Annotated in this window: 22 protein-coding genes; 14 read left to right on the top strand and 8 right to left on the bottom strand. The window is 70.4% G+C overall.

Going from position 1 to position 26384, the window contains the following annotated elements:
* The first annotated feature begins 34 nt into the window (after window positions 1-34).
* The 6 genes from murJ to trxA all read left to right on the top strand — a co-directional run bounded on the left by murJ (window position 35) and on the right by trxA (window position 6648).
* Window positions 35-1870: a murein biosynthesis integral membrane protein MurJ gene (gene murJ / locus ACFOVU_RS18255; protein ID WP_378535243.1), complete on the top strand. Its 1836-nt coding sequence runs from the start codon at window positions 35-37 to the stop codon at window positions 1868-1870.
* A gap of 258 nt (window positions 1871-2128) precedes the next feature.
* Window positions 2129-3640, top strand: a complete 1512-nt coding sequence (locus tag ACFOVU_RS18250; protein WP_378535241.1) for a protein kinase family protein — start codon at window positions 2129-2131, stop codon at window positions 3638-3640.
* An 8-nt stretch (window positions 3641-3648) separates the two neighbouring features.
* Entirely contained in the window at window positions 3649-4269 is a 621-nt protein-coding gene (sigM, locus tag ACFOVU_RS18245; RefSeq protein WP_378535239.1) for an RNA polymerase sigma factor SigM, read from the top strand.
* 8 nt (window positions 4270-4277) lie between these two features.
* A complete protein-coding gene (locus ACFOVU_RS18240) occupies window positions 4278-5180 on the top strand; it encodes a hypothetical protein (RefSeq protein WP_378535237.1) in 903 nt (300 codons plus the stop codon).
* 147 nt (window positions 5181-5327) lie between these two features.
* Window positions 5328-6260, top strand: a complete 933-nt coding sequence (trxB, locus tag ACFOVU_RS18235) for a thioredoxin-disulfide reductase (protein ID WP_378535235.1) — start codon at window positions 5328-5330, stop codon at window positions 6258-6260.
* 64 nt (window positions 6261-6324) lie between these two features.
* Window positions 6325-6648 (top strand): thioredoxin, encoded by a 324-nt coding sequence (trxA, locus tag ACFOVU_RS18230; RefSeq protein ID WP_378535233.1) that lies wholly within the window; start codon window positions 6325-6327, stop codon window positions 6646-6648.
* Window positions 6649-6968: 320 nt separating this feature from the next.
* On the opposite strand, the gene ACFOVU_RS18225 is transcribed toward trxA, so the two are convergent.
* The 8 genes from ACFOVU_RS18225 to rpmH form a co-directional block, all read right to left on the bottom strand.
* Window positions 6969-7904, bottom strand: a complete 936-nt coding sequence (locus ACFOVU_RS18225) for a ParB/RepB/Spo0J family partition protein (RefSeq protein WP_378535232.1) — start codon at window positions 7902-7904, stop codon at window positions 6969-6971.
* Window positions 7905-7929: 25 nt separating this feature from the next.
* A complete protein-coding gene (locus ACFOVU_RS18220; protein WP_378535894.1) occupies window positions 7930-8760 on the bottom strand; it encodes a ParA family protein in 831 nt (276 codons plus the stop codon).
* 155 nt (window positions 8761-8915) lie between these two features.
* Window positions 8916-9632 carry a 16S rRNA (guanine(527)-N(7))-methyltransferase RsmG gene (rsmG, locus tag ACFOVU_RS18215; protein ID WP_378535230.1) on the bottom strand — a complete coding sequence of 239 codons (717 nt, stop codon included), beginning with the start codon at window positions 9630-9632 and terminating at the stop codon, window positions 8916-8918.
* Window positions 9633-9875: 243 nt separating this feature from the next.
* Window positions 9876-10433, bottom strand: coding sequence for a Jag family protein (locus tag ACFOVU_RS18210; RefSeq protein ID WP_378535228.1), 558 nt, complete (start codon window positions 10431-10433; stop codon window positions 9876-9878).
* 89 nt (window positions 10434-10522) lie between these two features.
* Window positions 10523-11473, bottom strand: a complete 951-nt coding sequence (yidC, locus tag ACFOVU_RS18205) for a membrane protein insertase YidC (RefSeq protein ID WP_378535226.1) — start codon at window positions 11471-11473, stop codon at window positions 10523-10525.
* A 27-nt stretch (window positions 11474-11500) separates the two neighbouring features.
* Window positions 11501-11818, bottom strand: a complete 318-nt coding sequence (yidD, locus tag ACFOVU_RS18200) for a membrane protein insertion efficiency factor YidD (RefSeq protein ID WP_378535224.1) — start codon at window positions 11816-11818, stop codon at window positions 11501-11503.
* Complete coding sequence (gene rnpA, locus ACFOVU_RS18195) at window positions 11815-12249, bottom strand: ribonuclease P protein component (protein WP_378535222.1); 435 nt, start codon at window positions 12247-12249, stop codon at window positions 11815-11817. The genes yidD and rnpA overlap by 4 nt, the downstream gene beginning before the upstream one ends.
* A gap of 82 nt (window positions 12250-12331) precedes the next feature.
* Complete coding sequence (gene rpmH / locus ACFOVU_RS18190) at window positions 12332-12475, bottom strand: 50S ribosomal protein L34 (protein WP_378535220.1); 144 nt, start codon at window positions 12473-12475, stop codon at window positions 12332-12334.
* Window positions 12476-13205: 730 nt separating this feature from the next.
* On the opposite strand from rpmH, the gene dnaA reads away from it, so the two are divergent.
* The 8 genes from dnaA (at window position 13206) to ACFOVU_RS18150 (ending at window position 26259) form a co-directional block, all read left to right on the top strand.
* Window positions 13206-15125 (top strand): chromosomal replication initiator protein DnaA, encoded by a 1920-nt coding sequence (gene dnaA, locus ACFOVU_RS18185; protein WP_378535218.1) that lies wholly within the window; start codon window positions 13206-13208, stop codon window positions 15123-15125.
* A gap of 590 nt (window positions 15126-15715) precedes the next feature.
* Window positions 15716-16855: a DNA polymerase III subunit beta gene (gene dnaN / locus ACFOVU_RS18180; RefSeq protein ID WP_378535216.1), complete on the top strand. Its 1140-nt coding sequence runs from the start codon at window positions 15716-15718 to the stop codon at window positions 16853-16855.
* A gap of 61 nt (window positions 16856-16916) precedes the next feature.
* Entirely contained in the window at window positions 16917-17816 is a 900-nt protein-coding gene (gene gnd / locus ACFOVU_RS18175) for a phosphogluconate dehydrogenase (NAD(+)-dependent, decarboxylating) (RefSeq protein ID WP_378535214.1), read from the top strand.
* Window positions 17817-17929: 113 nt separating this feature from the next.
* Window positions 17930-19072 carry a DNA replication/repair protein RecF gene (gene recF / locus ACFOVU_RS18170; protein WP_378535211.1) on the top strand — a complete coding sequence of 381 codons (1143 nt, stop codon included), beginning with the start codon at window positions 17930-17932 and terminating at the stop codon, window positions 19070-19072.
* A complete protein-coding gene (locus ACFOVU_RS18165) occupies window positions 19065-19562 on the top strand; it encodes a DUF721 domain-containing protein (RefSeq protein ID WP_378535209.1) in 498 nt (165 codons plus the stop codon). The genes recF and ACFOVU_RS18165 overlap by 8 nt, the downstream gene beginning before the upstream one ends.
* Window positions 19563-19970: 408 nt before the next feature.
* Window positions 19971-21887 carry a DNA topoisomerase (ATP-hydrolyzing) subunit B gene (gyrB, locus tag ACFOVU_RS18160; protein WP_449289738.1) on the top strand — a complete coding sequence of 639 codons (1917 nt, stop codon included), beginning with the start codon at window positions 19971-19973 and terminating at the stop codon, window positions 21885-21887.
* 55 nt (window positions 21888-21942) lie between these two features.
* On the top strand, window positions 21943-24546 hold the full coding sequence (gene gyrA, locus ACFOVU_RS18155; RefSeq protein ID WP_378535205.1) for a DNA gyrase subunit A: 2604 nt from the start codon (window positions 21943-21945) through the stop codon (window positions 24544-24546).
* Window positions 24547-25455: 909 nt separating this feature from the next.
* Window positions 25456-26259 (top strand): DUF3566 domain-containing protein, encoded by an 804-nt coding sequence (locus tag ACFOVU_RS18150; protein WP_378535203.1) that lies wholly within the window; start codon window positions 25456-25458, stop codon window positions 26257-26259.
* Window positions 26260-26384: the final 125 nt, after the last annotated feature.

Raw genomic sequence — 26384 nt, 5'->3', positions numbered from 1 at the left:
TTCCCCCGCATATCACAGGAAGATCGTCAGAACCGTGCCGAACGACCACCCCCAGAACAAGGATCGTCCGCACAGACGCCTCCTCCTCCCCGAGGAGGTGCTCGACGCCGTCGAGCGCTCGGAACCCGATACCGAGCCCGAAGCCGGACTGGTCACCAGGCGCGACCCCTCCGACATCGGGGACCTCGGCACCGCGGACCGCCCGGGTGAGGAGGGCAACGAGATCGGCGGTGCGGCCCACGCCGCGCCCTCCGACCTCATGCGGTCCAGCGCGATCATGGCGATCGGCACCGTCGTGTCGCGCGCGACCGGGTTCATCCGGACGATCGTGCTGGCGGCGGCGCTGGGCACCCAGCTCCTCGGCGACGCCTACCAGACCGCGAACATGGTCCCCTTCGCGGTCTACGACCTGCTGATCGGCGGCCTGCTGGCCAGCGTGTTCGTCCCCTTCCTGGTCAAGCGGAAGAAGTCCGACGCCGACGGCGGCGCCGCCACCGAGCAGCGGCTGTTCACGGTGGCGCTGCTGGCGCTGGGCGCGCTGACCCTGGTCACCGTCTTCGCCGCGGAGTGGCTGATCCGGATCTACGCCGGGGAGTTCACCCAGGCGCAGCACGAGGTCGCCACCCTGCTGGCGCGGTTCATGCTCTGCCAGATCTTCTTCATCGGCGCGAGCGGCGTCGCCAGCGCGATGCTGAACAGCCGCAACCACTTCGGCGCCCCGATGTGGGCGCCGGTGCTGAACAACCTGGTCATCATCGCGGTCGGCGCGATGTTCCTGGTGATCGCCGGGCCGGGCAGCACCCCGGAGTCGATCACCGACGCCGAGACCTCGCTGCTGGGCATCGGCACGACCGTGGGGCAGGTGCTCCAGTGCGTGGTGCTCATCTGGGCGCTGTTCGCCGCCGGCTTCCGCTGGCACCCGAGGCTGGACCTGCGCGGCTCCGGCCTCGGCGAGGCCATGCGCACCGCCGCGTGGATGCTGGTCTACATCGGTGTGGCGCAGGCCGGCCTGCTCGTCACCACCAACGTCGCAACCCGGGCCGGGGTCCGGGCGGCCGAGGCGGGCGAGTCCGTTGCGGGAGCGGGCATCACCGCCTACCAGTTCGCGTCGATGCTGTTCCAGCTCCCCTACGCGATCATCGCCGTCTCGGTGATCACGGCGCTGCTGCCGCGGATGAGCGCGCACGTCGCCGACGGCCGCAAGGACCTGGTCCGGTCGGACTTCTCCCGCGGGTTCCGGCTGTCGGCGGTGCTGATCGTGCCGATCTCGGTGGCGATGGTCGTCTTCGCGATCCCGTTCTGCGTGCTGATCTACGCGCGGGGCAGCACATCGGTGCACGACGCCCAGAGCATCGGGCTGATCCTGATGGTGTTCTCGGTGATGCTCATCCCGTTCACGCTGTTCCAGCTGCTGATGCGGGTCTACTACGCCCTGGGCGACACCAAGACGCCGTCGGTCATCGCCCTGCCCGCTGAGGCCGCCCACGCCACGGTGGCGATCTCGCTGCTGTTCGTGGCGCCGCCCGGGCTCATCGTCGTGCTGCTGCCGGTGGCCTACGGCCTCTACTACATCGTCGGCTCGATCCTGGCCTGGCAGGGGCTGCGCAAGCGGATGAACGGGCTCGACGGCCGCCGCGTGCTGCGGACCCTGGCCCTGCTGCACGTGGCGTCGATCCCCAGCGCGGTGTTCGGGGTCGCGATGATCGTGACCTTCGGGCTGCTGCCGGGTACGGTCCTGCCATCGCTGCTGGCCATGGTCGTGGGGGGCCTGGTCGGAGCCGGGCTGTTCATCCTGGTCGCCAAGCGCATGGGCGTGACGGAAGTCACAACTTTCCTGGACATGGTCCGGAGTCGCCTGCTACGTCGCTGATCACCTGGACCGAGTGACCGAGTGTAATCGACGTAAGGACCACCATGCATGCCGAGTCGGATGTACTTGTCCTCCAGAGGTGCCGCTCAGGCGTCCTAGCATGGAACAGCTGTTCTCTGCCGCCACACCCGTGTTATCCGAGCTGCCCGAAGGGAGGTTGGGGACAGACGACATGGCCGGACACCCCCCGGGCTCCCCTCGGCGCGCGGGTCGCACCGCGGATCCCTCCGTCCGGCCGCCGCGTCCGTCACTCCCGGCATGAGCACCTTCATGATTGAGCCCGGCGCACGGCTCGCGGGCCGCTACCGGCTCGACGAACTCGTGAGCGAAACCGGCGGCGCCACACTCTGGAAGGCCACCGACGAAACCCTGGCCCGGCTGGTCGCCGTCTGGACGTTCGCCGAAGGCTTCCCCCGCACCGCCGAGGTCGTGCGGGCCGCCCGTGCCACCAGCCGCGTGGCCGACTCCCGTGTCACCCAGGTCTTCGACGCCGACGACAGCGGGCCCACGGCCTACGTCGTCGAGGAATGGGTCGTCGGCCAGTCGCTGACCGACCTGCTCGCGCAGGGACCGCTCGAACCCGACCGCGCCGCCGGCCTGGTCGCCGAGGCCGCCGAGACCCTGGCCACCGCGCACGCCACGGGGCTCTACCACCTGCACCTGACCCCGGGAAAGCTCATGTGGAGCGTCGGGGGCGCGGTCAAGGTCACCGGGATCGGCGTCGACGCCGCCCTGCACGGGATCACCTCCCCCGACCCCGCCTGCCACGACGCCCAAGGGCTCGGCAAGCTGCTCTACGCCGCCCTGACCGCCCATTGGCCCGACGGCCCCCAGAGCGGCCTGCGCCCCGCGCCGGTCGTCTCCGGCCGGCCCTGCCAGCCCGGCCAGATCCGGGCCGGCATCCCCGAGCGCCTCAACGAGATCGTGTGCCGTGCGGCGTTCCAGACCCCGATGCGCGGCGGTCCGCTGACCAGCGCCCGGGAGATCGCCGACGCCCTGGCCGACGTGCCGCGGCTGGTGCCCATCCCGCTCGCCCCGCACACCCCGGCCCCGCCCGAACCCGAGCGGGGCACCTCGCGCGAGACCGGTGAGTTCGGCGCGCAGCCCGCGGCGCCCGCGCCGCCCTCGCGCCGGGCCTACCGGCCCCCGGGCCACGCAGACGGCTCCGGTGTCGGGTCGTCGCGGGTGATCCGCACCCTCATCGGGGTGATCGGCGCGCTCGTGTTCGTGGTCGTCGTGATCCTCGCCTGGAACGTCGGCAGCAGCATGAGCGGGGGCGACGACCCCGAACCGCCGGCGGCCGGCGACGACGCCCCCGAAGCCGATGAGCTCACGGTCCTCGAACCCGCCGGGGCCGACGGCTTCGACCCCGAGGGCAGCGACGGCGAGCACAACGACCGCGCCCCAAATGCCATCGACGGCGACCCCTCGACCGCGTGGAACACCCAGACCTACCAGGGGCCGCGGTTCGGCAACCTCAAGAGCGGCGTCGGCCTGATCCTCGACATGGGCGAACCCGCCGAGCTCCACGAGGCCACAATCGGCCTCGGATCCGGCCCGCACGAGGTCGAGATCCTGGTCGGTGACGCACCTGAGATGTCACAACTCGAAAGCGTTGCGGCCGAGAGCGGCGTCAGCGGCGAAATCGACGTTAAGCTGGCGGACCCGGCCGAGGGTCGCTATGTCGTCATATGGTTCACTGACGTGCCCCAGGACGGCGACGGCTACCGGGGGATCATCAACGAGGTCGAGCTGCGCGGGAAAACGTGACAACGGTGATGGACGCGGTTCAGGAACTCCCCGACAAGGAGTTGTTGTCCAGGCACGCTCAAGGTGACGATCAGGCGTTCGGGGAACTCGTGCGCCGCCACCGCGAGCGCATGTGGGCTGTCGCGATCCGCGTCCTCGGCGATTCCGAGGAGGCCTCCGACGCCCTCCAGGACGCCTTCCTGTCCGCGTTCCGCGGCGCCCACCGGTTCCGCGGCGAGGCCCAGGTCAGCACCTGGCTGCACCGCATCGTCATCAACGCCTGCCACGACCGCATGCGCCGCAAGATGGTGCGCCCCGCCGTTCCCACGGACGACGCCACCCTCGACGTGCTCTCCAACGAGCGCGCCAAGGGGATCACCCCCGATCCCACCGGGCGCAGCGACTCCGCCATGGACGTGCACGCCGCACTCGCCCGGCTGCCCGCAGAGCAGCGCCTGGCCCTCGTCCTCGTCGACATGATGGGCTACCGGGTCGACGAGGCCGCCGAAATCCTCGACGTCGCATCGGGCACGGTCAAGAGCCGCTGCGCCCGAGGGCGGGCGCGACTTCTGCCATATCTGGCCCATCTGAGGAACCCTGAACGCTCCCGGGACGTCACATCCCCGAGAGGAGGTGACAGGAGATCGTGACGTCTCATGTGGACGCGGACACTCTCGCCTTGTCGGCCGAAGGGCTCCTAGAGGACCAGGAAGAGCGCTCCGTCCGACAACACGTGGCCGAATGCGCCGAATGCGCGGAGCAACTGACGGAGTTGGCCGGGGTCTCGCGGATTCTGGCGGAGGTGCCGGCCCCCCCACTGCCGGACACCGTCGCCGCCCGTCTCGACGAGGCCCTGCGCGCCGAAGCCGACACCCGCCGCGACCGCCTCTCGGGAGCGGTCCCGGTGCCCACGGCCCCCGCTGCCGCGGGCGGCAACGTGGTCTCGCTGCGCTCGCGGCTGGGCTCCGGCCGCTGGCTGCCCTATCTCGCGGGCGCCGCCGCCGCGGTCGTCGTGATCGGCGGGGGTGCCGCCATCGTGCGCGGTGCGCTGGCCCCCGATGCGAGCACGCCCACCGCGGCCGCCCCGGACAACGGCACCGCCGACCAGACCGGACCCGACGCGGCGCCGCCCTACCGCCCGCTCATGCTCGAGACCGGCACCGGCTACACCGACGACGACCTCGCCGACCAGGCGTCCGGTGTCCTCGCCGACTCCGGTACCGGCTCCGTGGGTGCCGCGGAAGCCCCTGAGAGCGATTCTGGCGGGTCGGACCCGATGAGCCAGGCCGAACCCTCGGCCGTGCCCTCCGAGGTCGCCTCGTGCGTCCACAGCCTCTCCGCGGAGGGCGAGGAGCGGCCCGCGCTGATCGACGTCGCGCAGTTCCTGCCCCCGGGCGACGACTCCGCCCCTGAGGACGCGTGGGTGATGTACATCGCGACCGGCCCCGACGGCGAGTCCGCGGGGGCCTACGACGTCGTCGTGGTCTCCGCCGACTGCACCGGCTCCGGCGACCCCGCCGACCACATCCTCGCCGAGACCACGGTCCCCGCGCCCGAATAGAACGGCGCAGGCGGAAGGGCCGGGTGCGGAAGACAGCACCCGGCCCTTCGGCTCACCGGGAATGGGTCGCGCCTACCATCTGTTGGTAGAGACGACTTCCCCCGAGGGTCGATGCGACCCTCCGAGTGAACCGAAGGGCCGGCCAGCGTGAGCGACGTCCGCAACGTAATCATCATCGGATCGGGGCCCGCGGGCTATACCGCGGCCGTGTACGCGGCCCGCGCGGAGTTGCGCCCGCTCGTCTTCGAGGGGTCGATCACCGCGGGCGGCGCGCTGATGAACACCACCGAGGTCGAGAACTTCCCCGGCTTCCCTGATGGGATCATGGGCCCCGACCTCATGGACAACATGCGCAAGCAGGCCGAGCGCTTCGGCGCGGAGCTGATCGCCGACGACGTCACCGAGGTCGACCTCGCGGCCACCCCCAAGGTCGTGAAGGTGGGCGACGACTCCTACCTCGCGCACACCGTGATCGTGGCCACCGGGTCCGGTTACCGCAAGCTCAACGTCCCCGGCGAGGAGCGGTTCTCCGGGCGCGGCACCTCGTGGTGCGCCACCTGCGACGGCTTCTTCTTCCGCGACCAGGACATCGCGGTCGTGGGCGGCGGCGACACCGCCATGGAGGAGGCCACGTTCCTCACCCGGTTCGCGCGCTCGGTGACCGTCATCCACCGCCGCGACGAGCTCCGCGCCAGCAAGATCATGCAGGACCGCGCACGCGCCAACGACAAGATCAAGTTCCTCTGGAACACCGAGGTCGTCGAGGTCCTGGGCGACACCAAGGTGCAGTCGGTGCGGCTGCGCGACACCGTGACCGGCGAGGAGAGCGGCCTGGACGTCACCGGGCTGTTCATCGCCATCGGCCACGACCCCCGCGTGGAGCTGTTCGAGGGCCAGCTCGACCTCGACTCCGAGGGCTACCTCGCCGTGGACTCCCCCACCACCAAGACCAACATCCCCGGCGTCTTCGCCTGCGGCGACGTCGTCGACCACAGCTACCGCCAGGCCATCACCGCCGCCGGCACCGGCTGCGCCGCGTCCCTGGACGCCGAGCGCCACCTCGCCGAACTCGGCAACTGATCCCCGGTCCCCGGACCGCTCCGCCCGTTGAACACACGACCGACCCGACTACGAGGAGACCGCCATGGCCGACCTGACCAAGGTGACGGACGCCAATTTCGAAGCTGAAGTACTGAAGAGCGACAAGCCGGTTCTGGTCGACTTCTGGGCCGAATGGTGCGGTCCCTGCAAGCAGATCGCCCCGATCCTGAAGGAGATCGCGGACCAGCACGGCGACAAGCTGAAGATCGTCAAGCTCAACACCGACGAGAACCCCAACATCACCCGCGAGTACGGCGTCATGCAGATCCCGACCATGAACGTCTTCAAGGACGGTGAGGTCGTCAAGCAGATCATGGGCGCCAAGCCCAAGCGCCTTCTGGAGAAGGACCTCGCGGAGTTCATCTGATCCGCCGCGCTCCACAAACGAAGGCCCCGGGATCGCGATCCCGGGGCCTTCGTTTGTGATCGGTCGTCGTCGTGCTCGCAGTGACGTCGGCGCCGGACCGGTCGGAGGGGTCGTTCGCTGCGTGCTGTTTCACGTGAAACAAGTAACAAGGCGCGGCTCAGGCTGTCCCGCTTGTAGTGCCCCACTGGGCCACAGGAGCCGCCGGGGCGGCACTATGTCGACATGCCGCGGTGTCGCTTTGCCGACGGATCACCATTGCCGTTCTCTTAGCGCCCTGCCGTCCGGTGTCGGCGCGGTCAGCACCGCGCCGACACCGGCTCTCAGTCCTGCGTGGCGCCCGGCGCCATGGCAGAGATGATGCGCTCCAGGTCCTCCATCGTCGCGAACTCGACGACGATCTTGCCCTTGTTGCGCCCCTGGTTGATCTTCACCCGCGTATCGAAGGCGTCGGACAGCCGGCTCGCCCATTCGTCGATCTCCGGCGACGGGGCCGAGCGGGCGGCGCTGCGACGGGCGGCCGTACGCGCGTCGCCGGTCTCGCCCAGGGTGATGATCTCCTCCAGCGCCCGGACCGACAGCCCCTCCTCGACGATGCGGCGCGCGAGGCGGTCCTGGGTCTCGGAGTCGTCGACCGACAGCAGCGCCCGCGCGTGCCCCGCGCTCAGCACGCCCGCGGCGACGCGGCGCTGCACCGAGGGCGAGAGGTTGAGCAGCCGGAGGGTGTTGGTGATGTGCGGGCGCGAACGGCCGATCCGCTTGGCGAGCTCGTCGTGCGTGGCGCCGAAGTCGTCCAGCAGCTGCTGGTAGGCGGCGGCCTCCTCCAGCGGGTTGAGCTGCTGGCGGTGCAGGTTCTCCAGGAGGGCATCGCGCAGCAGGTCGTCGTCGCCGGTCTCCCGCACGATCGCGGGGATGCGGTCGAGGCCGACCTCCTTGCTGGCGCGCCACCGCCGCTCGCCCATGATGAGCTCGTAGCGGTCGGGGCCGTTCTTGCGCACCACGATCGGCTGGAGCAGGCCGACCTCGGAGATGGAGGCGCGCAGCTCCTCGAGCGCCTCTTCGTCGAAGTGCTGGCGCGGCTGCCGGGGGTTGGGGGCGACCGACCCGACGTCGATCTCCTCCAGATAGGCGCCACCGACCGGTTCAGGGGCGCGTTCCGCTGTCGCGGGCGCCGCCGTCCCTTCCCCACCGCTCACGCTGGGGCCCTGCGGAATGAGGGCGCCCAACCCCTTGCCCAGCCCGCGCCGCTGCTGGCTCACCGACGTCTCCCTTCACGTCCCGTGTTCAGGTCCGGACACCCGTCTTCGCCCGGTACGCGATCTCGCGGGCCGACTCCATGTAGGCGACGGCGCCGGTGGACCCGGGATCGTAGGTCATGACGGACTGCCCATAGCTCGGCGCCTCGGAGACACGGACGCTCCGCGGCACCAATGTCTTGAGTACCAGATCTCCGAAGTGCTGGCGTACTTCATCCGCAACCTGTGAAGCGAGCCGGGTGCGGCCGTCGTACATCGTCAGCAGGATGGTGGAGATCTCCAGCGACGGGTTGAGGTGGGACTTCACGAGGTCGACGTTGCGCAGCAGCTGGCCGAGCCCCTCCAGCGCGTAGTACTCGCACTGGATCGGGATCAGTACCTCGTCGCAGGCGACCATCGCGTTGACGGTGAGCAGCCCGAGGGACGGGGGGCAGTCGATGAAGATGTAGTCCAGCCCGCTGACGTCATAGGCGGCGAAGGCGCGCTTGAGCCGGGATTCCCGGGCCACCAGGGAGACGAGCTCGATCTCCGCGCCGGCGAGGTCGATCGTGGCGGGGACGCACCACAGGTTCTCGATATCGGGAACCGGGCGCGCGAGGTCGCGGATCTCCTCGTCCTCCACCAGGCAGTGGTAGATGGAACGGGCATCGGTGCCGCGCTCCATCCCCAAGGCCGTGGACGCGTTGCCCTGGGGATCGAGGTCGACAACGAGGACGCGGTTGCCGTGCATCGCCAGCGAGGCGGCGATGTTGACGGTGGTGGTCGTCTTGCCCACCCCGCCCTTCTGGTTGGCGACGCTGATGATGCGGCACTCAGCGGGGCGTGGCCATGAGTCGTCGCCGTGGCCGCGTACCGACATCGCCGCGCGTGCCGCACGCGCGATCGGCGTATCGAGTCCGACATCGAGATCGGCAGGGGGCGCCATCACATCGATATCGGTGTCCGCCCACGACGATGTTTCACGTGAAACCGAAGCACCGACGCTGTCAGCCTGGTTCTGGGACACGAATGAGTTCACCTCTTCCGTCCGCGCTTTTTCCTGCCGCCCGGCGCACGTCGCGTCCTGGGCTGAGTGGCATGGTCGCTCTCGGATGTGACCGTGACGCGAACGACCGTGGTAGCGGGTTCGACCTTACCGCGCCCAACCCGAATCACATCGGCGACGCAGGGACGTAGTGCCGACAAATCGTCCCGCGACTCCGCCAACTCGCTCTCCGCCTGCTCTCCCTTGAGGGCGAGCAGGCTCCCTCCCTTGCGCAGCAATGGCAACGCCCACCCCGCGAGGCGCGGAAGCGGGGCCACCGCCCGCGCGGTCACGATGTCGGCCCGCAGCTCCGCCTTCACTTCTTCGGCCCGGCCGCGGAGTACGGTGACGTTCTCCAGCTCCAGCAGGTCGACACACTCCCGCAGGAACACCGTGCGGCGCAGCAGCGGCTCCAGCAGCGTCACCGTAAGGTCCGGGCGCATCAGCCCCAGCACGACGCCGGGGAGACCCGCCCCCGATCCGATGTCCACGACATCAGAGCCTTCGGGGATCAATTCCTCGACGACGGCGCAGTTCATCAGGTGCCGCTCCCACAGGCGCGGCACCTCCCGCGGACCGATCAGCCCGCGCTCCACGCCGGCGTCGGCCAGCAAGTCCGCGTAGCGGACGACTCGGGGCAGGGCGTCGGCGAACAGCACCCTCGCCTGTTCGGGCGGTGCCACACGCCGGTCAGCACCCGCGGTCATCAGTCACCACCTTGGCCATTTCATGCGCGTATCACTAGGTCGACTTCTCGATGAGTCGCCGAAACCACTCAGGGAAAGCCGGGGGGAGACATACGAAAGCGCCCCCCACGATCCTATGTGTGGGGGGCGCCCATTCGTTCGTGCGCCGCCGTTTCACGTGAAACATGAGCCACAGTTTCAACCGGAAACGGACTTCTCCGTGATCTACCCGCCGTTGCACAGCTCCGTGCGCATCGGATCCGGTCAGTCGGCCGGGTGGACCACGACGTAGCGGTTGGGCTCCTCGCCCTCGGACTCACTCCGCAACCCTGCCGCCGCCACGGCATCGTGGACGACCTTGCGCTCGAAGGGCGTCATCGGAGCGAGGGGCTTCACCTCACCGGACTTCTTCACGTCCTCGGCCGCTTCGGCACCGAGGCGCGTGAGCGTCTTGCGACGGCCCTCCCGGTACCCGCCGATGTCGAGCATCAGCCGGCTGCGGTTGCCGGTGCTGCGGTGCACCGCGAGGCGGGTGAGCTCCTGGAGCGCCTCCAGCACCTCGCCCTTGTCGCCGATGAGGTCGTCGAGGGTCGCGCCCACGACGGCGACCATCGCGCGGTCGCCTTCGACGTCCATGTCGATGTCGCCGTCGAAGTCGGCGATGTCGAGCAGTCCCTCGATGTAGTCGGCCGCGATGTCGCCCTCGGCTTCGAGGGCCTCCAGGTCGACGCCGCCCTCCGGCTCGGCCTCGCGATCCTCGGGTGCCTCCGCGACCGCGACACTGCCGCGGGTGTCCTCCGCGTCCTCGGTGTTGCTGCTCACAGCGAGCTGTCTCCTAACGTCTGAGATGGTGCCCGGTCGTGCGCTTCCAGGGCTGGCGCCTGCGCACGCATCCGATACCCCCGAAAGCCCTACTTCTGCGGGTTGCCGCCGGAGCGCTTGGCCCGCGACTGCTTCTTCGGCTGCCTACGCTCGATCTTAGGCTGTTCGACCGGTTCCGGCGCGGACTCCTTGCGCTTGCCGAGCAGACCCTTCGCCGATCCGTTCGGCGACGTCCGCGCCGCGGACTCGCCGCCTTCGCCGGGCACCGGGTGCTTGCGGTACAGGAAGTGCTGCTGTCCCATCGTCCAGACGTTGGAGGTCACCCAGTAGATCAACACGCCGATGGGCATGCCCAGGCCGAAGAGGCCGAAGGCCGGCGCCATGTACATCATGATCTTCTGCGACTGCATCATCGGGTTGTCCGCCATCTGCACGGACTGCATCGACATCGAGCTGCGCTTGATGCTCTGCCGCATGGTCAGGAAGGTGGTCGCACCCATGATCACGCAGGCGATGACGATGACGACCTTGGCCATCATCGGGTCGGCGCCGTACTGCGCGAGCTCCTGGGTGGAGCTGGTGAACTGCGCGGCCAGCGGAGCGTGGAAGATCAGCGCCCCCTGCGCGCTGGCCACCAGCTGATCGGTGAAGCCGTACTGCACCTGGCCCTGGGCGACGCTGCGCAGCACGCTGAAGAGGGCGAAGAAGACCGGCATCTGCAACAGGAGGGGCAGGCACCCCATGACGGGGTTGGTGCCGCTCTCCTGGTAGAGCTTCATCATCTCCTGCTGCTGGCGCTGCTTGTCGTGCTTGTAGCGCTCGCGCACCTTCTGCATCTGCGGCTGCATGTCCTGCATCTTGCGCTGCGTGTGCATCTGCTTCACGAACAGCGGGACCATGATGAGCCGCACGAGAACGGTCAGGGTGACGATGGACAGGCCCCACGCCCAGCCGCTATCAGGATCCAGCCCCAGAGCGGTCAGACCCGTGTGGATCTGGATCAGCACCCAGCCGACGATGTTGTAAAGCCAGTCCAGCACCGGCCAACTCCCTCTTACTTCGATTCGCTACAGGCCGTCGGACGGGGAAACGACATCGCCATCTGCCCCTCGGCCCGGGTCATTCGCTTCCCCGTCGCGCTCGCCCCTCCGGGGCGGGACCGGATCCAGTCCGCCCGGATGGAACGGATGGCAGCGGGCGATCCTCCGGACGGTCAGCCACAGCCCCCGGGACGCCCCGTGGACCGCGAGCGCCTGCACCGCATAGGCACTGCACGAGGGGTAGAACCGGCACACCGGCGGGAACAGGGGGCTGATGAACCGCTGGTACCCGCGGATGGGCACCGTCAGCAGCCGCGCCGCCGGGGTGGGTCTGTCATCGCTCATCGATCCGCCTGCTCCTCGCCGGACCGCGCACCGCCGGATGCGCCGGGCCCCCGGCGACGGCGTGTCGCGTTCTTCCGGGGGCGCATCGCCGAAGCGAGAGCACCGTCGAGCTGCGCGGCCAGCGTGTCGTACCGCAGAGACGCGGCCAGGGGTCTGGCCCGCACTACCAGCAGGCTACCTTCAGGCAGGGAGGACAGCCGATCGCGCATCAGGTGGCGCAGCCGTCGCTGGACGCGCTTGCGGACCACCGCGTTGCCGACCGCCTTGCTCACCACGAACCCCACACGCGGCGCCCCATGGCCGGGGCCCGCCCCGGCCGGCGGGGGCGGGGCGTAGACGACGCCGAGCGCGTCGCGCCCGGCCCGCCGGCCCGTGCGCATGACGAGGCCGAACTCGGTGCTGCGCCGCATGCGGTTCTGAGGCGACAACATCGGAGGGGCCCCCGAACATGAGAAGAGGGCCGGCCGCCGAAGCAGGCAGCCGGCCCAAACGTCAACGATCGATTCGCCGCGGCTACTGGCTCACGGTCAGCCGCACGCGCCCCTTGCTCCGGCGCGCGGCGACGATCGCGCGTCCAGCACGGGTCCGCATGCGCAGCCGGAACCCGTGGACCTTCGCGCGACGGCGGTTGTTCGGCTGGAAAGTACGCTTGCTCACTGCTCGGCTCCAGAGGCGTGTCAGAAAAGTACGGCACGGCCCCGCCGGCGCGGGGCCCAGGTGTGTCTGCGCTCGTCGACGTCACGGGAACGTCGGAGGACATCACCCGCCCGCCTACCCGCACCGCGCCCGCAAGACCGGTGCACAGACGGATAGCGACTAAAGCATAAAGAACATACGGGCTGCCCGGACCGCGGTCAAATCGCTGCGGCCCGGCCGGTGCGGCCCGGATCCTACCGTCCACAGAAAAGCCGGCCTGTGGACAACACGTCCTCCACAGGCTGTGTACGGTCCCCGGCCACCCCTAAGCTGTGGATAACCACGGAACCTCGTTCTGCTCCCCCATGTGTGCGTCCGCGGCGGTGACCGACCGTGCCCGGTGACCTCCACACAGCCCCTGACCAGGGATTTGTGGATAAGTCGACCGCGGTCGCGCGATTCTGTCAGGCTGTGTACAAGCCCGTGCACAACATGTGGACGATGCCGGAAAGTTGTGGAAGCCCGTTGGGACCCAGGAAACCAGAGCCCGCACGCGGGCGCGACACCGTACACAGCCCAGTCCACAATTACACCCCTGGTTACCCACAGGGCACAGGTGGTGAGCGCGGCTTCCCGACGTGTCCCGCCCGCCCCGCCGGACGGGACAATGGGATGTCCGGCACCGCGTGGGGCCGTTCGCCGGGCCAGGAGCAGCCGACCGTGAGAAGGGGACGAACCATGGCAGGTCACCGTGTCTGAGGCACAGGTCAACCTCGCAATGGTGTGGTCGAGCGTGCTGGACAGCCTCGACAACAGCGCCCTGCCGCCGCAGCAGAGAGCCTGGCTGCCGCAGACCCGGCCCCTGGGGCTGATCGAGGACACCGCCCTGCTCGCGGCCCCCAACGAGTTCGCCAAGGAGATCCTCGAGACCCGGCTGCGCCCGGCCATCAGCCAGGCGCTCTCCGCCGAGCTGGGCCGCGACATCCGGGTCGCGGTCACCGTCGACCCCGCCGTCGTACAGCCCGCCCCGCCGCCCGCACCCCCGCAGCCCGGCGGCTACGGCCCGCCGGCCCCCTCCCCCGCACCGGCCCCCGCCCCAGCGGGGCACGGCTGGCAGCCGGCCGCGCCCGACGACCTGCCCGCGGCGCCCGCACCCGCACCCGCGCCCGCGGCCGTGGAGCCGCCGCCCGCCGACCGGTTCGGCGAGGCACCCCATCACCACGCGGCGCACCGGCAGCATCCGGGCGAGCCCGCCCCGGCCGATCGCGACCGGCACGGGTACCCGCCCCACCCCGGCCACCCCCAGCAGCAGGCCGGCCGCGGCGGCGCCGGCGACGACCTGCTCGCCCCGCGCGCCGGTCACGACCCCTACCGCGGCTGGCAGGAGCCCCGGCACTGGGACCCGCCCAACCGCTGGGAGACCCCGTCGTGGGAGACGCCCTCGTGGGACACCCCGCCGCCCCCGCACCCCGGGGCCGGCCACGCTCCCGGCGCACCCGACCACGGCGAGCCCGGGCCCGGCCCGGTCGCCCCGCCCGACTCCCCCGGCGCGGGTGCGGCGCCGGCGACCCCTCCGCCCGGCGCCCCTGACCCGTCGGGTGCGGCCGCGGACCGGCCCCACGCCGCCACCGAGCCCGCGCGGCTGAACCCGAAGTACACCTTCGACACCTTCGTCATCGGGTCCAGCAACCGGTTCGCGCACGCCGCCGCGGTCGCGGTCGCCGAGGCGCCGGCCAAGGCCTACAACCCGTTGTTCATCTACGGCGGCTCGGGGCTGGGCAAGACCCACCTGCTGCACGCCATCGGCCACTACGCCCAGCGCCTCTACGACGGCGCGCGGGTGCGCTACGTCAGTTCCGAGGAGTTCACGAACGAGTTCATCAACTCGATCCGCGACGGCAAGGCCGACGGCTTCCGCCGCCGCTACCGCGACATCGACGTCCTCCTGGTCGACGACATCCAGTTCCTGGAGAACAAGGAGCAGACGCAGGAGGAGTTCTTCCACACCTTCAATACGCTGCACAACTCCAACAAGCAGATCGTGATCTCCAGCGACCGGCCGCCCAAGCAGCTGGTCACCCTGGAGGACCGGCTGCGCAACCGGTTCGAGTGGGGGCTCATCACCGACGTCCAGCCCCCCGAGCTCGAGACCCGGATCGCCATCCTGCGCAAGAAGGCCGCCCAGGAGGGGCTGGCCGCGCCGCCGGAGGTCCTGGAGTTCATCGCGAGCAAGATCTCCACCAACATCCGCGAGCTCGAGGGCGCGCTCATCCGCGTGACCGCCTTCGCCAGCCTGAACCGGCAGTCGGTGGACCTGCACCTCACGGGGATCGTCCTGAAGGACCTGATCCCCGATGACGAAGGGCCCGAGATCACCGCCTCGGCGATCATGGCCCAGACCGCGTCCTACTTCGGGCTGAGCACCGAGGACCTGTGCGGCACATCGCGCTCGCGGGTGCTGGTGACCGCCCGGCAGATCGCGATGTACCTGTGCCGCGAGCTCACCGACCTGTCGCTGCCCAAGATCGGCCAGCAGTTCGGTGGCAGGGACCACACCACGGTGATGCACGCCGACCGCAAGATCCGGTCGCTCATGGCCGAACGCCGGTCCATCTACAACCAGGTGACCGAGCTGACAAACCGGATCAAACAGCAGTCGAAAAATATCTGAGGACCTTTTTTTCGGCCCGGCCCGGCGGAGTTATCCCCAGGCCGGGCCGTTTTTCTGTGGACAACCCGTGGATAACCCTGCGGATAACCGCCCCGAAACGGTGGACAACCTGTGGGTGGCCTGTGGGCGGGGGACCCGGCCGGTCCGCGTCGCGTCCCCGGCGCCTGTGGGCGAACCGTGGATAACCGGTGGATGAGCGGTGGATAACCCGTGGACGGGCTGTGGATGCAGATCCGGCGTCCACAGCACGCGCCACTTCTCCCCAGCCCCACCCACAGGCCCGGTGGATAAAAATTCCCGGGACGACCTGCGAAAACAATGGTTATCCACACTATCCACAGCCCCTACTACTACTGCGCCTCTTTAGAAGAGCATGTGGCGTGAAAAATCGGCTGGGCCCCCAATCTGTGGACGACCGGGCTCCGGCCGGTCCGGGGCGGGCCGGCCGGCGGCGAACGTGTGTGGTGGGCAGCGCCGGGAGTGGAATCCGGGTACCGTGTGAACCCGCCCCCTTGACGCGCCCGGCGACCCCCGTGCCGCCGCCCCGCCGCAGTGAGGGCTCCCAGGTTCCGAGGAAAGTGAGTCGGATTGTGAAGTTCCGGGTCGAACGCGACGTACTGGCCGACGCCGTGGCCTGGACCGCCCGCAGTCTTCCGGCGCGGCCGTCGGTCCCCGTACTGGCGGGGATGCTGCTCGACGCCGGCGAGGGCGACGGACGGCAGAGGCTGAAGCTCTCCAGCTTCGACTACGAGGTCTCCGCGCAGGTCGCGGTCGACATCGATATCGAGGAGCCGGGCACCACCCTGGTCTCGGGGCGGCTGCTCGCCGAGATCACCCGCAACCTTCCTCCACAGACTGTGGAGATCGCCACCGATGGCGCCAAGGTCGTCGTCTCCTGCGGCAGCGCCAAGTTCACCCTCCTGACCCTGCCGGTCGAGGACTACCCCACGCTCCCCGAGATGCCCCGGCTGACCGGGTCGGTCGGCAGCGACGCCTTCGCCGCCGCCGTGAGCCAGGTGGCCGTCGCCGCCGGGCGCGACGACACCTTGCCGATGCTCACCGGCGTGCGCATCGAGATCGAGGGCGAGACCGTCACCCTGGCCTCCACCGACCGGTACCGCCTCGCGGTCCGCGAGCTCGCCTGGAAGCCCGAGAACCCCGACCTCTCCGCGGTCGCCCTGGTGCCCGCCAAGACCCTCGCCGACACCGCCAAGTCGCTCACCAGCGGCGCCGAGGTCTCCATCGCGCTCTCCGGCGCCGAAAGCGGCGAGGGCATGATCGGCTTCGAGGGCGGCGGCCGCCGCACCACCACCCGCCTCCTCGACGGCGAGTTCCCGAAGTACCGCGCGCTGCTGCCCGACTCGTTCAACTCCGTGGCCGAGGTGCAGAAGTCGGAGTTCATCGAGGCCGTCAAGCGCGTCTCACTGGTCGCCGAGCGCAACACCCCGCTGCGGCTGGCGTTCGGCTCCGGCCAGCTGGTCCTCGAGGCCGGGACCGGCGACGAAGCCCAGGCGGTCGAGGTCCTCGACGCCTCGCTCGACGGCGACGACATCCAGATCGCCTTCAACTCCGCCTTCCTGCTCGACGGCCTCAACGCCATCGGCTCCGACATCGCCCGGCTCCAGTTCACGACGTCGACCAAACCGGCCATCATCACCGGCAAGCCCGCCGACGACGACGCGACCTCCGACTACCGGTACCTGATCATGCCGGTGCGGCTTTCGAGCTGACGACCGTGCCGCGCCATCGAGATTTATCCACAGGTCGATTTGGTAATTGGGGGATCAGCACATGCAACTAGGGATGGTCGGCCTGGGCAGAATGGGCGGCAACATGGCCCAGCGCCTGCGCGACAAGGGCCACGAGGTCGTGGGGTTCGACTTCAATGCCGACGGCCGCGACGTCGAGTCCCTGGCCGAACTCGTCGACCGCCTCGAAGCGCCGCGCGTGGTGTGGCTGATGGTCCCGGCCGGCGACCCCACCGCCGCCACCATCACGTCGCTGGCGGGGCTGCTGTCCACAGGTGACCTGATCGTCGAGGGCGGCAACTCCCACTACGTCGACGACCGCCGCCGGGCCGACGACCTCAAGGCGCGCGGCATCGGCTATGTCGACGCCGGTGTCAGCGGCGGCGTCTGGGGCCGGCAGAACGGCTACGGGATCATGGTCGGCGGCACCGCCGAGGACATCGCCCGCGTCAAGCCCGTGCTCGACTCCCTGACCCCCGACGCCGGAGGCGGCTACGTCCACGCCGGCGGTGTCGGCGCGGGCCACTTCGTCAAGATGGTCCACAACGGCATCGAGTACGGCATGATGCAGGCGTTCGCCGAGGGCTACGAGCTCATGGCCGCCTCCGACATCGTCGACGACGTGCCCGGCACCTTCGACAGCTGGCGCGAGGGCACGGTCGTGCGCTCCTGGCTGCTGGACCTGCTCGTGCGCGCCCTGGAGGACGACCCCGAGCTCGACGCCATCCGCGGCTACGCCCAGGACTCCGGCGAGGGCCGCTGGACCGTCAAGGCCGCCGTCGACCACGCCGTCCCGGCCCCGGTCATCACCGCCGCGCTGTTCGCCCGGTTCGCCTCGCGCCAGGACGACAGCCCCGCGATGAAGGTCATCGCCGCGCTGCGCAACCAGTTCGGCGGGCACGCCGTCAGCAAGAGCACCGACGAGCCGGCGCACCGCAGCTGACCACCCCCGACCGGTCCGCGTTTCACGTGAAACCGATCCCCGTCGGCGTGCGGCGGGACCGGTCGTGCCGGTACCCCGCACCCCGGGCAGATCCGTAGGACAGGAGAGGCCGGATGTACGTTTCCCACCTGCAACTGGCCGACTACCGCTCCTATAAGTCCGCCGACCTCGCGCTGGAGCCCGGCATCAGCACGTTCGTCGGCCCCAACGGCCAAGGCAAGACCAATCTCGTCGAAGCCATCGGCTACGTCGCGACACTCGGCAGCCACCGGGTCGCCAACGACGCACCCCTGGTCCGCAAGGGCGCCGAGCGCGCCATCGTGCGCGCAGCGATCGTCAAGGACGACCGCCGGGCCGTCATCGACCTGGAGATCAACCCGGGCCGGGCCAACCGTGCGCGGCTCAACCGGGCACCCGCCACCCGTCCCCGGGAGATCCTCGGCATCCTGCGTACGGTGCTCTTCGCCCCGGAGGACCTCGCCCTCGTCAAGGGCGACCCCGGCGAGCGCCGCCGCTTCCTCGACGAGCTGCTGGTCGCCCGGACCCCGCGCTACGCCGGGGTCCGGTCCGACTACGACCGCGTCCTCAAACAGCGCAACGCCCTGCTGAAGTCGGCGTCGGTCCAGCTGTTCAAGCGCCGCGAGCCCGACCTCGCCACCCTGGACGTCTGGGACGACCACCTGGCCACCGCGGGCGCGGAGCTGCTCGCCGCCCGGCTGGCCCTGGTCGCCGAGCTCCAGCCGCTGGTCGCCAAGGCGTACGGCGAGCTCACCACGGCCGGCGGCCCTCCGGTGCTCGGCTACCGGTGCTCGGCCGCGCCCGCCGAGGCCGACGGCGCCTTGGCCATGCCCGCCGACCGCGGCGCGATCGCCGACCTCATGCGCGCCGCCATGGCCGAGGCCCGCCCCCAAGAGCTGCGGCGCGGCGTGAGCCTGGTCGGCCCGCACCGCGACGACCTCCAGCTCAGCCTGGACGATCTGCCCGCCAAGGGCTACGCCAGCCAGGGCGAGTCATGGTCGTACGCGCTGGCGCTCCGGCTGGCCGGGTTCGAGCTGCTGCGGGCCGACGGCGACGACCCCGTGCTGATCCTCGACGACGTCTTCGCCGAGCTCGACTCCGAGCGGCGCCGCCGGCTCGCCGAGCACGTGCGCCACGCCGAGCAGGTCCTCGTCAGCGCCGCGGTCCCCGACGACATCCCCGCCGAGCTCCAGGGGACCCGCTTCCGGGTGTCGGAGGGGGCGGTCACCCGTGAGTGACCCGCGCGACCCCCGCCCCGCGGGCGACCCCCCGGCCGCCGCCGGCCCCACCGGGGCCGACCTCGCCCGCCAGGCCCTCGCCCAGGCCCGGGCCGCCGCACGCGAGCGCGGCGCCGCCCCCGACTCCCGGCCCCGGCGGGTCCGCCGCGGCCCCCTCCGGGGCCGCAACGAACCCCAGCTCTTCGGCGAGGCGGCGCGGGCCTGGCTGATCGACCACGGCTGGCAGGAGCAGGTGGCGATCGGCGGCGTCTTCGGCCGCTGGGCCGACATCGTGGGCGAGTTCAACGCCCAGCACCTGCGGCCCGTCACCTACGACTCCGGCGAGCTGGTCATCGCCGCCGATTCCGCGACCATGGCGGCCCACGCCCGCGCCATGACCCGCGACCTCCTGCGCCGGCTCAACGAGGAGCTGGGGCACGGCACCGTGCAGCGGATCAAGGTGCAGGGGCCCGGCCGCGGGCGGGGCTCCGGACCGCGCAGGGCGGGTTGACCGGCCGGAGAACCGCGCGTTACCTCCGGCTGTCGTCCGCATCACCGACCGGACCGCCTCAGCGGCGCTGAACGGCGCGGGGAATTGCTCGCGGGGGTGGTCGTGTGTGGGGAGTCATCTCCCCGCCCATTCACGCGTTCTCGGGCGGCACAGCGCCGCGAATGCCACTTTCCGGCTACGCGCGCGGTATCATGGAGACGGTTCTTCGGACGCTTCCGCCGGTATAGCCCGCCCCAAGAGTGGGCGGCGGGATTCGGAGCCGTGAGCGGTGTCCGGGCGGTGCGCGCCTTCGGCCACATCACCCCTGCCACCGCGGCACGGCGCCGGTTCCCCTCCCCAGTCGGGGGCCCGTCTGGCAGGCGTTCCCCAGCAGGAGGGTGTTTCCACTTGGCCTACGATGCTCGATCCATCACAGTCCTCGAAGGGCTCGAAGCGGTACGCAAACGCCCGGGCATGTACATCGGCTCCACCGGCGAGCGGGGCCTGCACCATCTGGTGTCCGAGGTCGTCGACAACTCCGTCGACGAAGCCCTCGCCGGCCACGCCGACGCCATCGAGGTCACCCTCATGGCCGACGGCGGCGTCCGCGTCGCCGACAACGGCCGCGGCATCCCGGTCGACCTCCACCCGGTCGAGAAGCGTCCGGGGGTCGAGCTGGTGCTCACCACCCTGCATGCGGGCGGCAAGTTCGACTCCAAGTCCTACGCGGTCTCCGGCGGCCTGCACGGTGTCGGCGTCTCCGTCGTCAACGCGCTGTCCACCGCGCTCGAGGTCGAGATCCGCCGCGACGGCCACGTCTGGCGCCAGCGCTATGAGATGACCCGGCCGGTCGCCGACCTCGACAAGGGCGAAGAGACCGCCGACACCGGCACCATGACCACCTTCTGGGCCGACCCGTCGATCTTCGAGACCACCACCTACAGCTTCGAGACCCTCGCGCGGCGGATGCAGGAGATGGCGTTCCTGAACAAGGGGCTGTCCATCACCATCCGCGACGAGCGCCCGGAGTTCATCGGCGACTCCCCCGTGGTGCACACGTACCACTACGAAGAGGGGCTGGCGGACTTCGTCCGCCACATCAACAAGTCGAAGGAGCCGGCGCACGCGTCGATCATCGCCTTCGAGGAGGACGGCGACGGTATCTCGGCCGAGATCGCCCTCCAGTGGAACCAGTCCTACACCTCCTCGGTGCACACCTTCGCCAACACGATCAACACCACCGACGGCGGCACCCACGAAGAGGGCTTCCGCGCGGCGCTCACGTCGATCGTGAACCGCTACGCGCGCGAGCAGAAGCTGCTGCGGGAGAAAGAGGAGAACCTCACCGGCGACGACATCCGCGAGGGCCTCACCGCGATCATCTCCGCCAAGCTGGCCGACCCCCAGTTCGAGGGGCAGACCAAGACCAAGCTCGGCAACACCGAGGCGAAGTCGTTCGTGCAGCGGGTGACCAACGAGCACCTGCGCGACTGGTTCGAGCGCAACCCCGGCGAGGCCAAGGACATCGTCACCAAGGCCAGCTCGGCGGCGCGCGCCCGGATCGCCGCCCGCCAGGCGCGCGACCTCACCCGGCGCAAGACCCTCCTGGAGTCCACCTCCCTGCCGGGCAAGCTGTCGGACTGCCAGTCCACCGAGCCCGAGCGGTGCGAGGTCTACATCGTCGAGGGCGACTCCGCCGGCGGCTCCGCCAAGGGCGGCCGCGACCCGCACTACCAGGCGATCCTGCCCATCCGCGGCAAGATCCTCAACGTCGAGAAGTCGCGCATCGACCGGATCCTGCGCAACAACGAGGTCCAGGCGATCATCACCGCCCTGGGCACCGGGATCCACGACGACTTCGACCTGGCCAAGCTGCGGTACCACAAGATCATCCTGATGGCCGACGCCGATGTCGACGGCCAGCACATCCGCACGCTGCTGCTCACCCTGCTGTTCCGCTTCATGAAGCCGCTGATCGAGGCCGGCCACGTCTACCTCGCCCAGCCGCCCCTCTACAAGATCAAGTGGGACCAGCGCGGCAGCGACGCCGACTACGCCTACTCCGACCGCGAGCGCGACCAGGTCATCGCCGCCGGCATCGCGGGGGGCAAGCGCGACCCCCGGCCGCGCGACCTCGTCCAGCGCTTCAAGGGCCTGGGCGAGATGAACGCCGGAGAGCTGTGGGACACCACCATGGACCCGGCGCGGCGGGTGCTGCTCCAGGTGACACTCGACGACGCGGCGCAGGCCGACGAGATGTTCAGCGTGCTCATGGGCGAGGACGTCGAATCCCGGCGCTCCTTCATCCAGCGCAACGCGCGGGATGTCCGCTTCCTGGACATCTGACCGCCCGCACGTTCCGAGGCCAGCCAACGACTCAAGCGAAAAGGATCGACATCCAGTGACGGATGCGAACACTCCGGAAGCCCCAGAGGACACCGGCGGCAACCGCGTCGAACCCGTCGACATCCAGGTCGAGATGCAGCGCAGCTATCTCGACTACGCGATGTCGGTCATCGTCGGCCGGGCCCTGCCCGACGTCCGCGACGGTCTCAAACCCGTGCACCAGCGCGTGATGTACGCGATGTACGACGGCGGGTACCGCCCCGACCGCGGCTACTTCAAGTGCGCCCGCGTCGTCGGCGACGTCATGGGTAACTACCACCCCCACGGCGACAGCCCGATCTACGACACCCTCGTGCGCCTCGCCCAGGGGTGGTCGATGCGCATGCCGCTCGTCGACGGCAACGGCAACTTCGGCTCGCCGGGCAACGACCCCGCCGCGGCCATGCGGTACACCGAGTGCAAGCTCGCGCCGCTGGCCATGGAGATGCTCCGCGACATCGACAAGGACACCGTCGACTTCCGGCCCAACTACGACGGCCGCTCCCAGGAGCCCGTCGTCCTCCCGGCCCGGTTCCCCAACCTGCTGGTCAACGGGTCGGCGGGCATCGCGGTCGGCATGGCCACCAACGTCCCGCCGCACAACCTGCGCGAGGTCGCCGCCGGCGTCAACTGGTTCCTCGCCAACCCCGAGGCCTCCGACGAAGAGCTGCTCGACGCGCTGATCGAGCGGATCAAGGGCCCCGACTTCCCCACCAACGGGCTGATCGTGGGCCGCCGCGGCATCGAGGACGCCTACCGCACCGGGCGCGGCTCCATCACCATGCGCGCGGTCGTCGAGGTCGAGGAGGACGCCCGCGGCCGCCAGTCGCTCGTCGTCACCGAGCTGCCCTACCAGGTCAACCCGGACAACCTCGCGCAGAAGATCGCCGAGCTCGTCAAGGACGGCAAGGTCACCGGGATCGCCGACGTCAAGGACGAGACCAGCGGCCGCACCGGCCAGCGCCTGATCATCGTCCTCAAGCGCGATGCCGTCGCCAAGGTCGTTCTGAACAACCTGTACAAGCACACGCAGCTCCAGGACACGTTCGGCGCCAACATGCTCGCCCTGGTCGACGGCGTGCCCCGCACGCTCCGCCTCGACCAGCTGATCCGGTACTGGGTCGCCCACCAGATCGAGGTCATCGTCCGGCGCACCCGCTACCTGCTGCGCAAGGCCGAGGAGCGCGCGCACATCCTGCGGGCGCTGATCAAGGCGATCGACCGGATCGACGAGGTCATCGCGCTCATCCGCGGCAGCGCCTCCGCCGACGACGCCAAGATCGGGCTCATGGGCCTCCTGGAGATCGACGACATCCAGGCCCGCGCGATCCTCGACATGCAGCTCCGCAAGCTCGCCGCCCTGGAGCGCCAGCAGCTCACCGACGAGTACGACGAGCTGATGTCGCAGATCGAGGACTACAACGACATCCTCGGCTCGCCCGAGCGGCAGCGCACCATCGTCCGCGACGAGCTCACCGAGATCGTCGAGAAGTACGGCGACGAGCGCCGCACCCACATCATCCCCTTCGAGGGCGACATGCGCATGGAGGACTTCATCGCCGAGGAGGACGTCGTCGTGACGATCTCCCGTGGTGGCTACGCCAAGCGCACACGCCTCGACAACTACCGCGCCCAGAAGCGCGGCGGCAAGGGGGTGCGCGGCGCCCAGCTCAAGCAGGACGACATCGTCCAGCACTTCTTCGTGACCACCACCCACAACTGGATCCTGTTCTTCACCAACAAGGGCCGGGTGTACCGCACGAAGGCCTACGAGCTGCCCGAGGCCGCGCGCGATGCCCGCGGGCAGCACGTCGCCAACCTGCTGGAGTTCCAGCCGGACGAAGAGATCGCCCAGGTCATGGCGTTGCGCGACTACGACGACGCGCCGTACCTGGTGCTCGCCACCCGCGAGGGCCTGGTGAAGAAGTCGCGGCTGGAGGACTTCGACTCCTCCCGGTCGGCCGGCATCATCGCCATCAACCTGCGCGAGAACGACGAGCTGATCGCCGCCCGGCTGGTGTTCCCCACCGACGACCTGCTGCTCATCAGCAGCGACGCCCAGGCGATCCGGTTCACGGCCTCCGACGAGTCGCTGCGCCCCATGGGGCGCGCCACCAGCGGGGTCATCGGCATGCGGTTCCTCGAAGGCGACTACCTGCTGAGCATGGACGTCATCCGCGAGACCGACGGCCCCGCCGACGTCCTGGTGGCAACGGAGGGCGGCTACGCCAAGCGCACCCCGTCCGACCAGTACCCGGTGCAGAACCGGGGCGGCAAGGGCGTGCTGACCGCGAAGGTGGTCGAGGCGCGCGGGAAGCTCGTCGGTGCGCTGATGGTGTCGCCGGAGGAGGACGAGGTCTTCGCGATCACCTCCGTCGGCGGGGTCATCCGCACCCGCAGCTCCGAGATCAAGCAGTCGGGCCGCGCCACCATGGGCGTCCGGCTCATGAACCTCGGCAAGAACAACCACGTCGTCGCCATCGCCCGCAACGCCGAGGCCGCGGCCGAGGAGGCCGTCGACGAAGCGGACGACACCGCCGAGGCCGGCACGACCGCCGGCGAAGCGGTCACCGGCGCCACCGTGGCAGGTCCGGGCGACACCGAGGACGCCCGGGAGTGACCCCCGCCGCCGGGGAGGCACCAGGAGCGCGGAGCCCCACTCCGCGCCCCGGGGTCGCCTCCCCGGCGTCCGTGGCCGGACTTTGCGCGGGGGGCGTCCCGGCGCCCGTGGGAGCGGGGTGCGGGCGTGGGCACTCCCCCGGTGCGCGGCTATGGGCGTTCCCCGGCGAGCAGGGGCGCCTTCCCGGCCCCTGTGGGCGAGCCCTGCGGCCCGCACCGGGCCGCCCCGGTTCCTTGTCCCCTTCGGGCACCGGGTGCCCCTTGAGGGCCCCGTGCGCGCCTCCCGCCGGTGTGACCGACGCCGTCGGCGGGCCCACCGGGTCCGCACCCCGTTGGTCCGCCCGCATCGGCGCGGACCGGTATCATCCGCACCACCCGCACCATTTCCAGCGGTGCGGCGCACCGAGGGCACGGCCGTCCACCGGCCGCCCCCGCGCGCCGCATCCGCCGATCCCCGCACCGCGCACCACCGGTGCCCGGCCCAGCGCCGCGGCACTGCGGCGCACCCTCGCCCGCGCGGGCCGGGGCGGCCATCACATCCCCTTTTGACCGGATCCACCGTCACACGGAAAGTCCAGCGGTAACGTGGCCATGTCTGACAACACGCAACGGGAATCCGCTGCCCCCGAGTCGACCACGGCGGTCGACGATCCCAAGGACGCGGCGGCCGAGGGCGCACNNNNCCCCCGACGACACCACCCCGGGCACCACCGAGCCGGAGTCCGAGCCCGCCACCGGGGACACCGCCGGGACCGCCGGCGGTCCCGGCGACGAGCCCGCCACCGGGGCGGAGGCCGCGTCCGAGGACACGGCCGACGCCGACGACGGCGAGGGCACCGAGGCCGCCGAGGCGGAAACGCCCGCGGAGGCCGAGGAGCCGGCCAAGGGCGAGGTGTCGGCCAAGGACGAGGTGCCAGGCGAAGGCGGGGTGCCCGCCGAGGGCGAAGACACCGCCGAGGCCGGCCCGGCCGTCGAGGCGGCCGTGAACGCCACGGCCGGCACGGCGGTCACGGCCGAGGAGGCGGACACGGCCGGAAAGGCGGACGAGGTGGAAGAGGCCGACCGGGCCGAGAAGCCCGGCACGCCGGAGCCGACGGGTTCGCCGGAGGCCACGGGTGCACCGGAGCCGGCGGGCTCATCGGGTACGCCCAGCACGTCGGGTACGCCGAGCACGCCCTGGGCGGCCGGTACCCAGGCGGGCGCGGGCACATCAGGGGCGGCGACGCGGGCAGCGGCGGAAGACGCGGTGGAATCCGCGAGCGAACAAGGGGGCGTACGGATGACGGTGCCGCAGGAGCAACAGGCACAGCAGGCGCCGGCGGTCAGAGCGACGAAGGCGAGCCGAAAGGCCCACCTGACCGTCGGCCGAGTGGAGCCGTGGTCGGTGATGAAGTTCAGCTTCGTCATCGCGCTGGTCTGCTTCATCATCCTGTTCGTCGCCATCGCCGTGATGTACGCGATCCTGTCGAGCCTCGGTGTCTTCGACGCCCTGACCGACCTGATCGCCTCACTCACCGACGGCGGCGAGGGCGAGGAGCTCGCCATCAACCCCGAGAGCTGGTTCTCCCCCACCCGGGTGCTCGGCTACACCGGCCTCATCGGCGCGCTGAACATCATCCTGATCACCGCGCTCTCGACGGTCGGGGCCATGCTCTACAACCTGGCGGCCGACCTCGTGGGCGGCATCGACGTCACCCTGACCGAGTCCGAGTGACGGTCCCGACCACCGCCGGAAGGCGCTAAAGTAGCGGAGGAAGAGGGCCGCGATTCCCCGCGTCCCTCCTCCCCGCATCCCAGGTCAACCGGTTCGCCCCGACCCCCCGCATGCGGTAGAGTTCC

Source organism: Nocardiopsis sediminis (assembly GCF_042650565.1).
Classification (GTDB): Bacteria; Actinomycetota; Actinomycetes; order Streptosporangiales; family Streptosporangiaceae; genus Nocardiopsis_B; species Nocardiopsis_B sediminis.
This window is presented reverse-complemented; position numbering and strand designations above follow the sequence as displayed.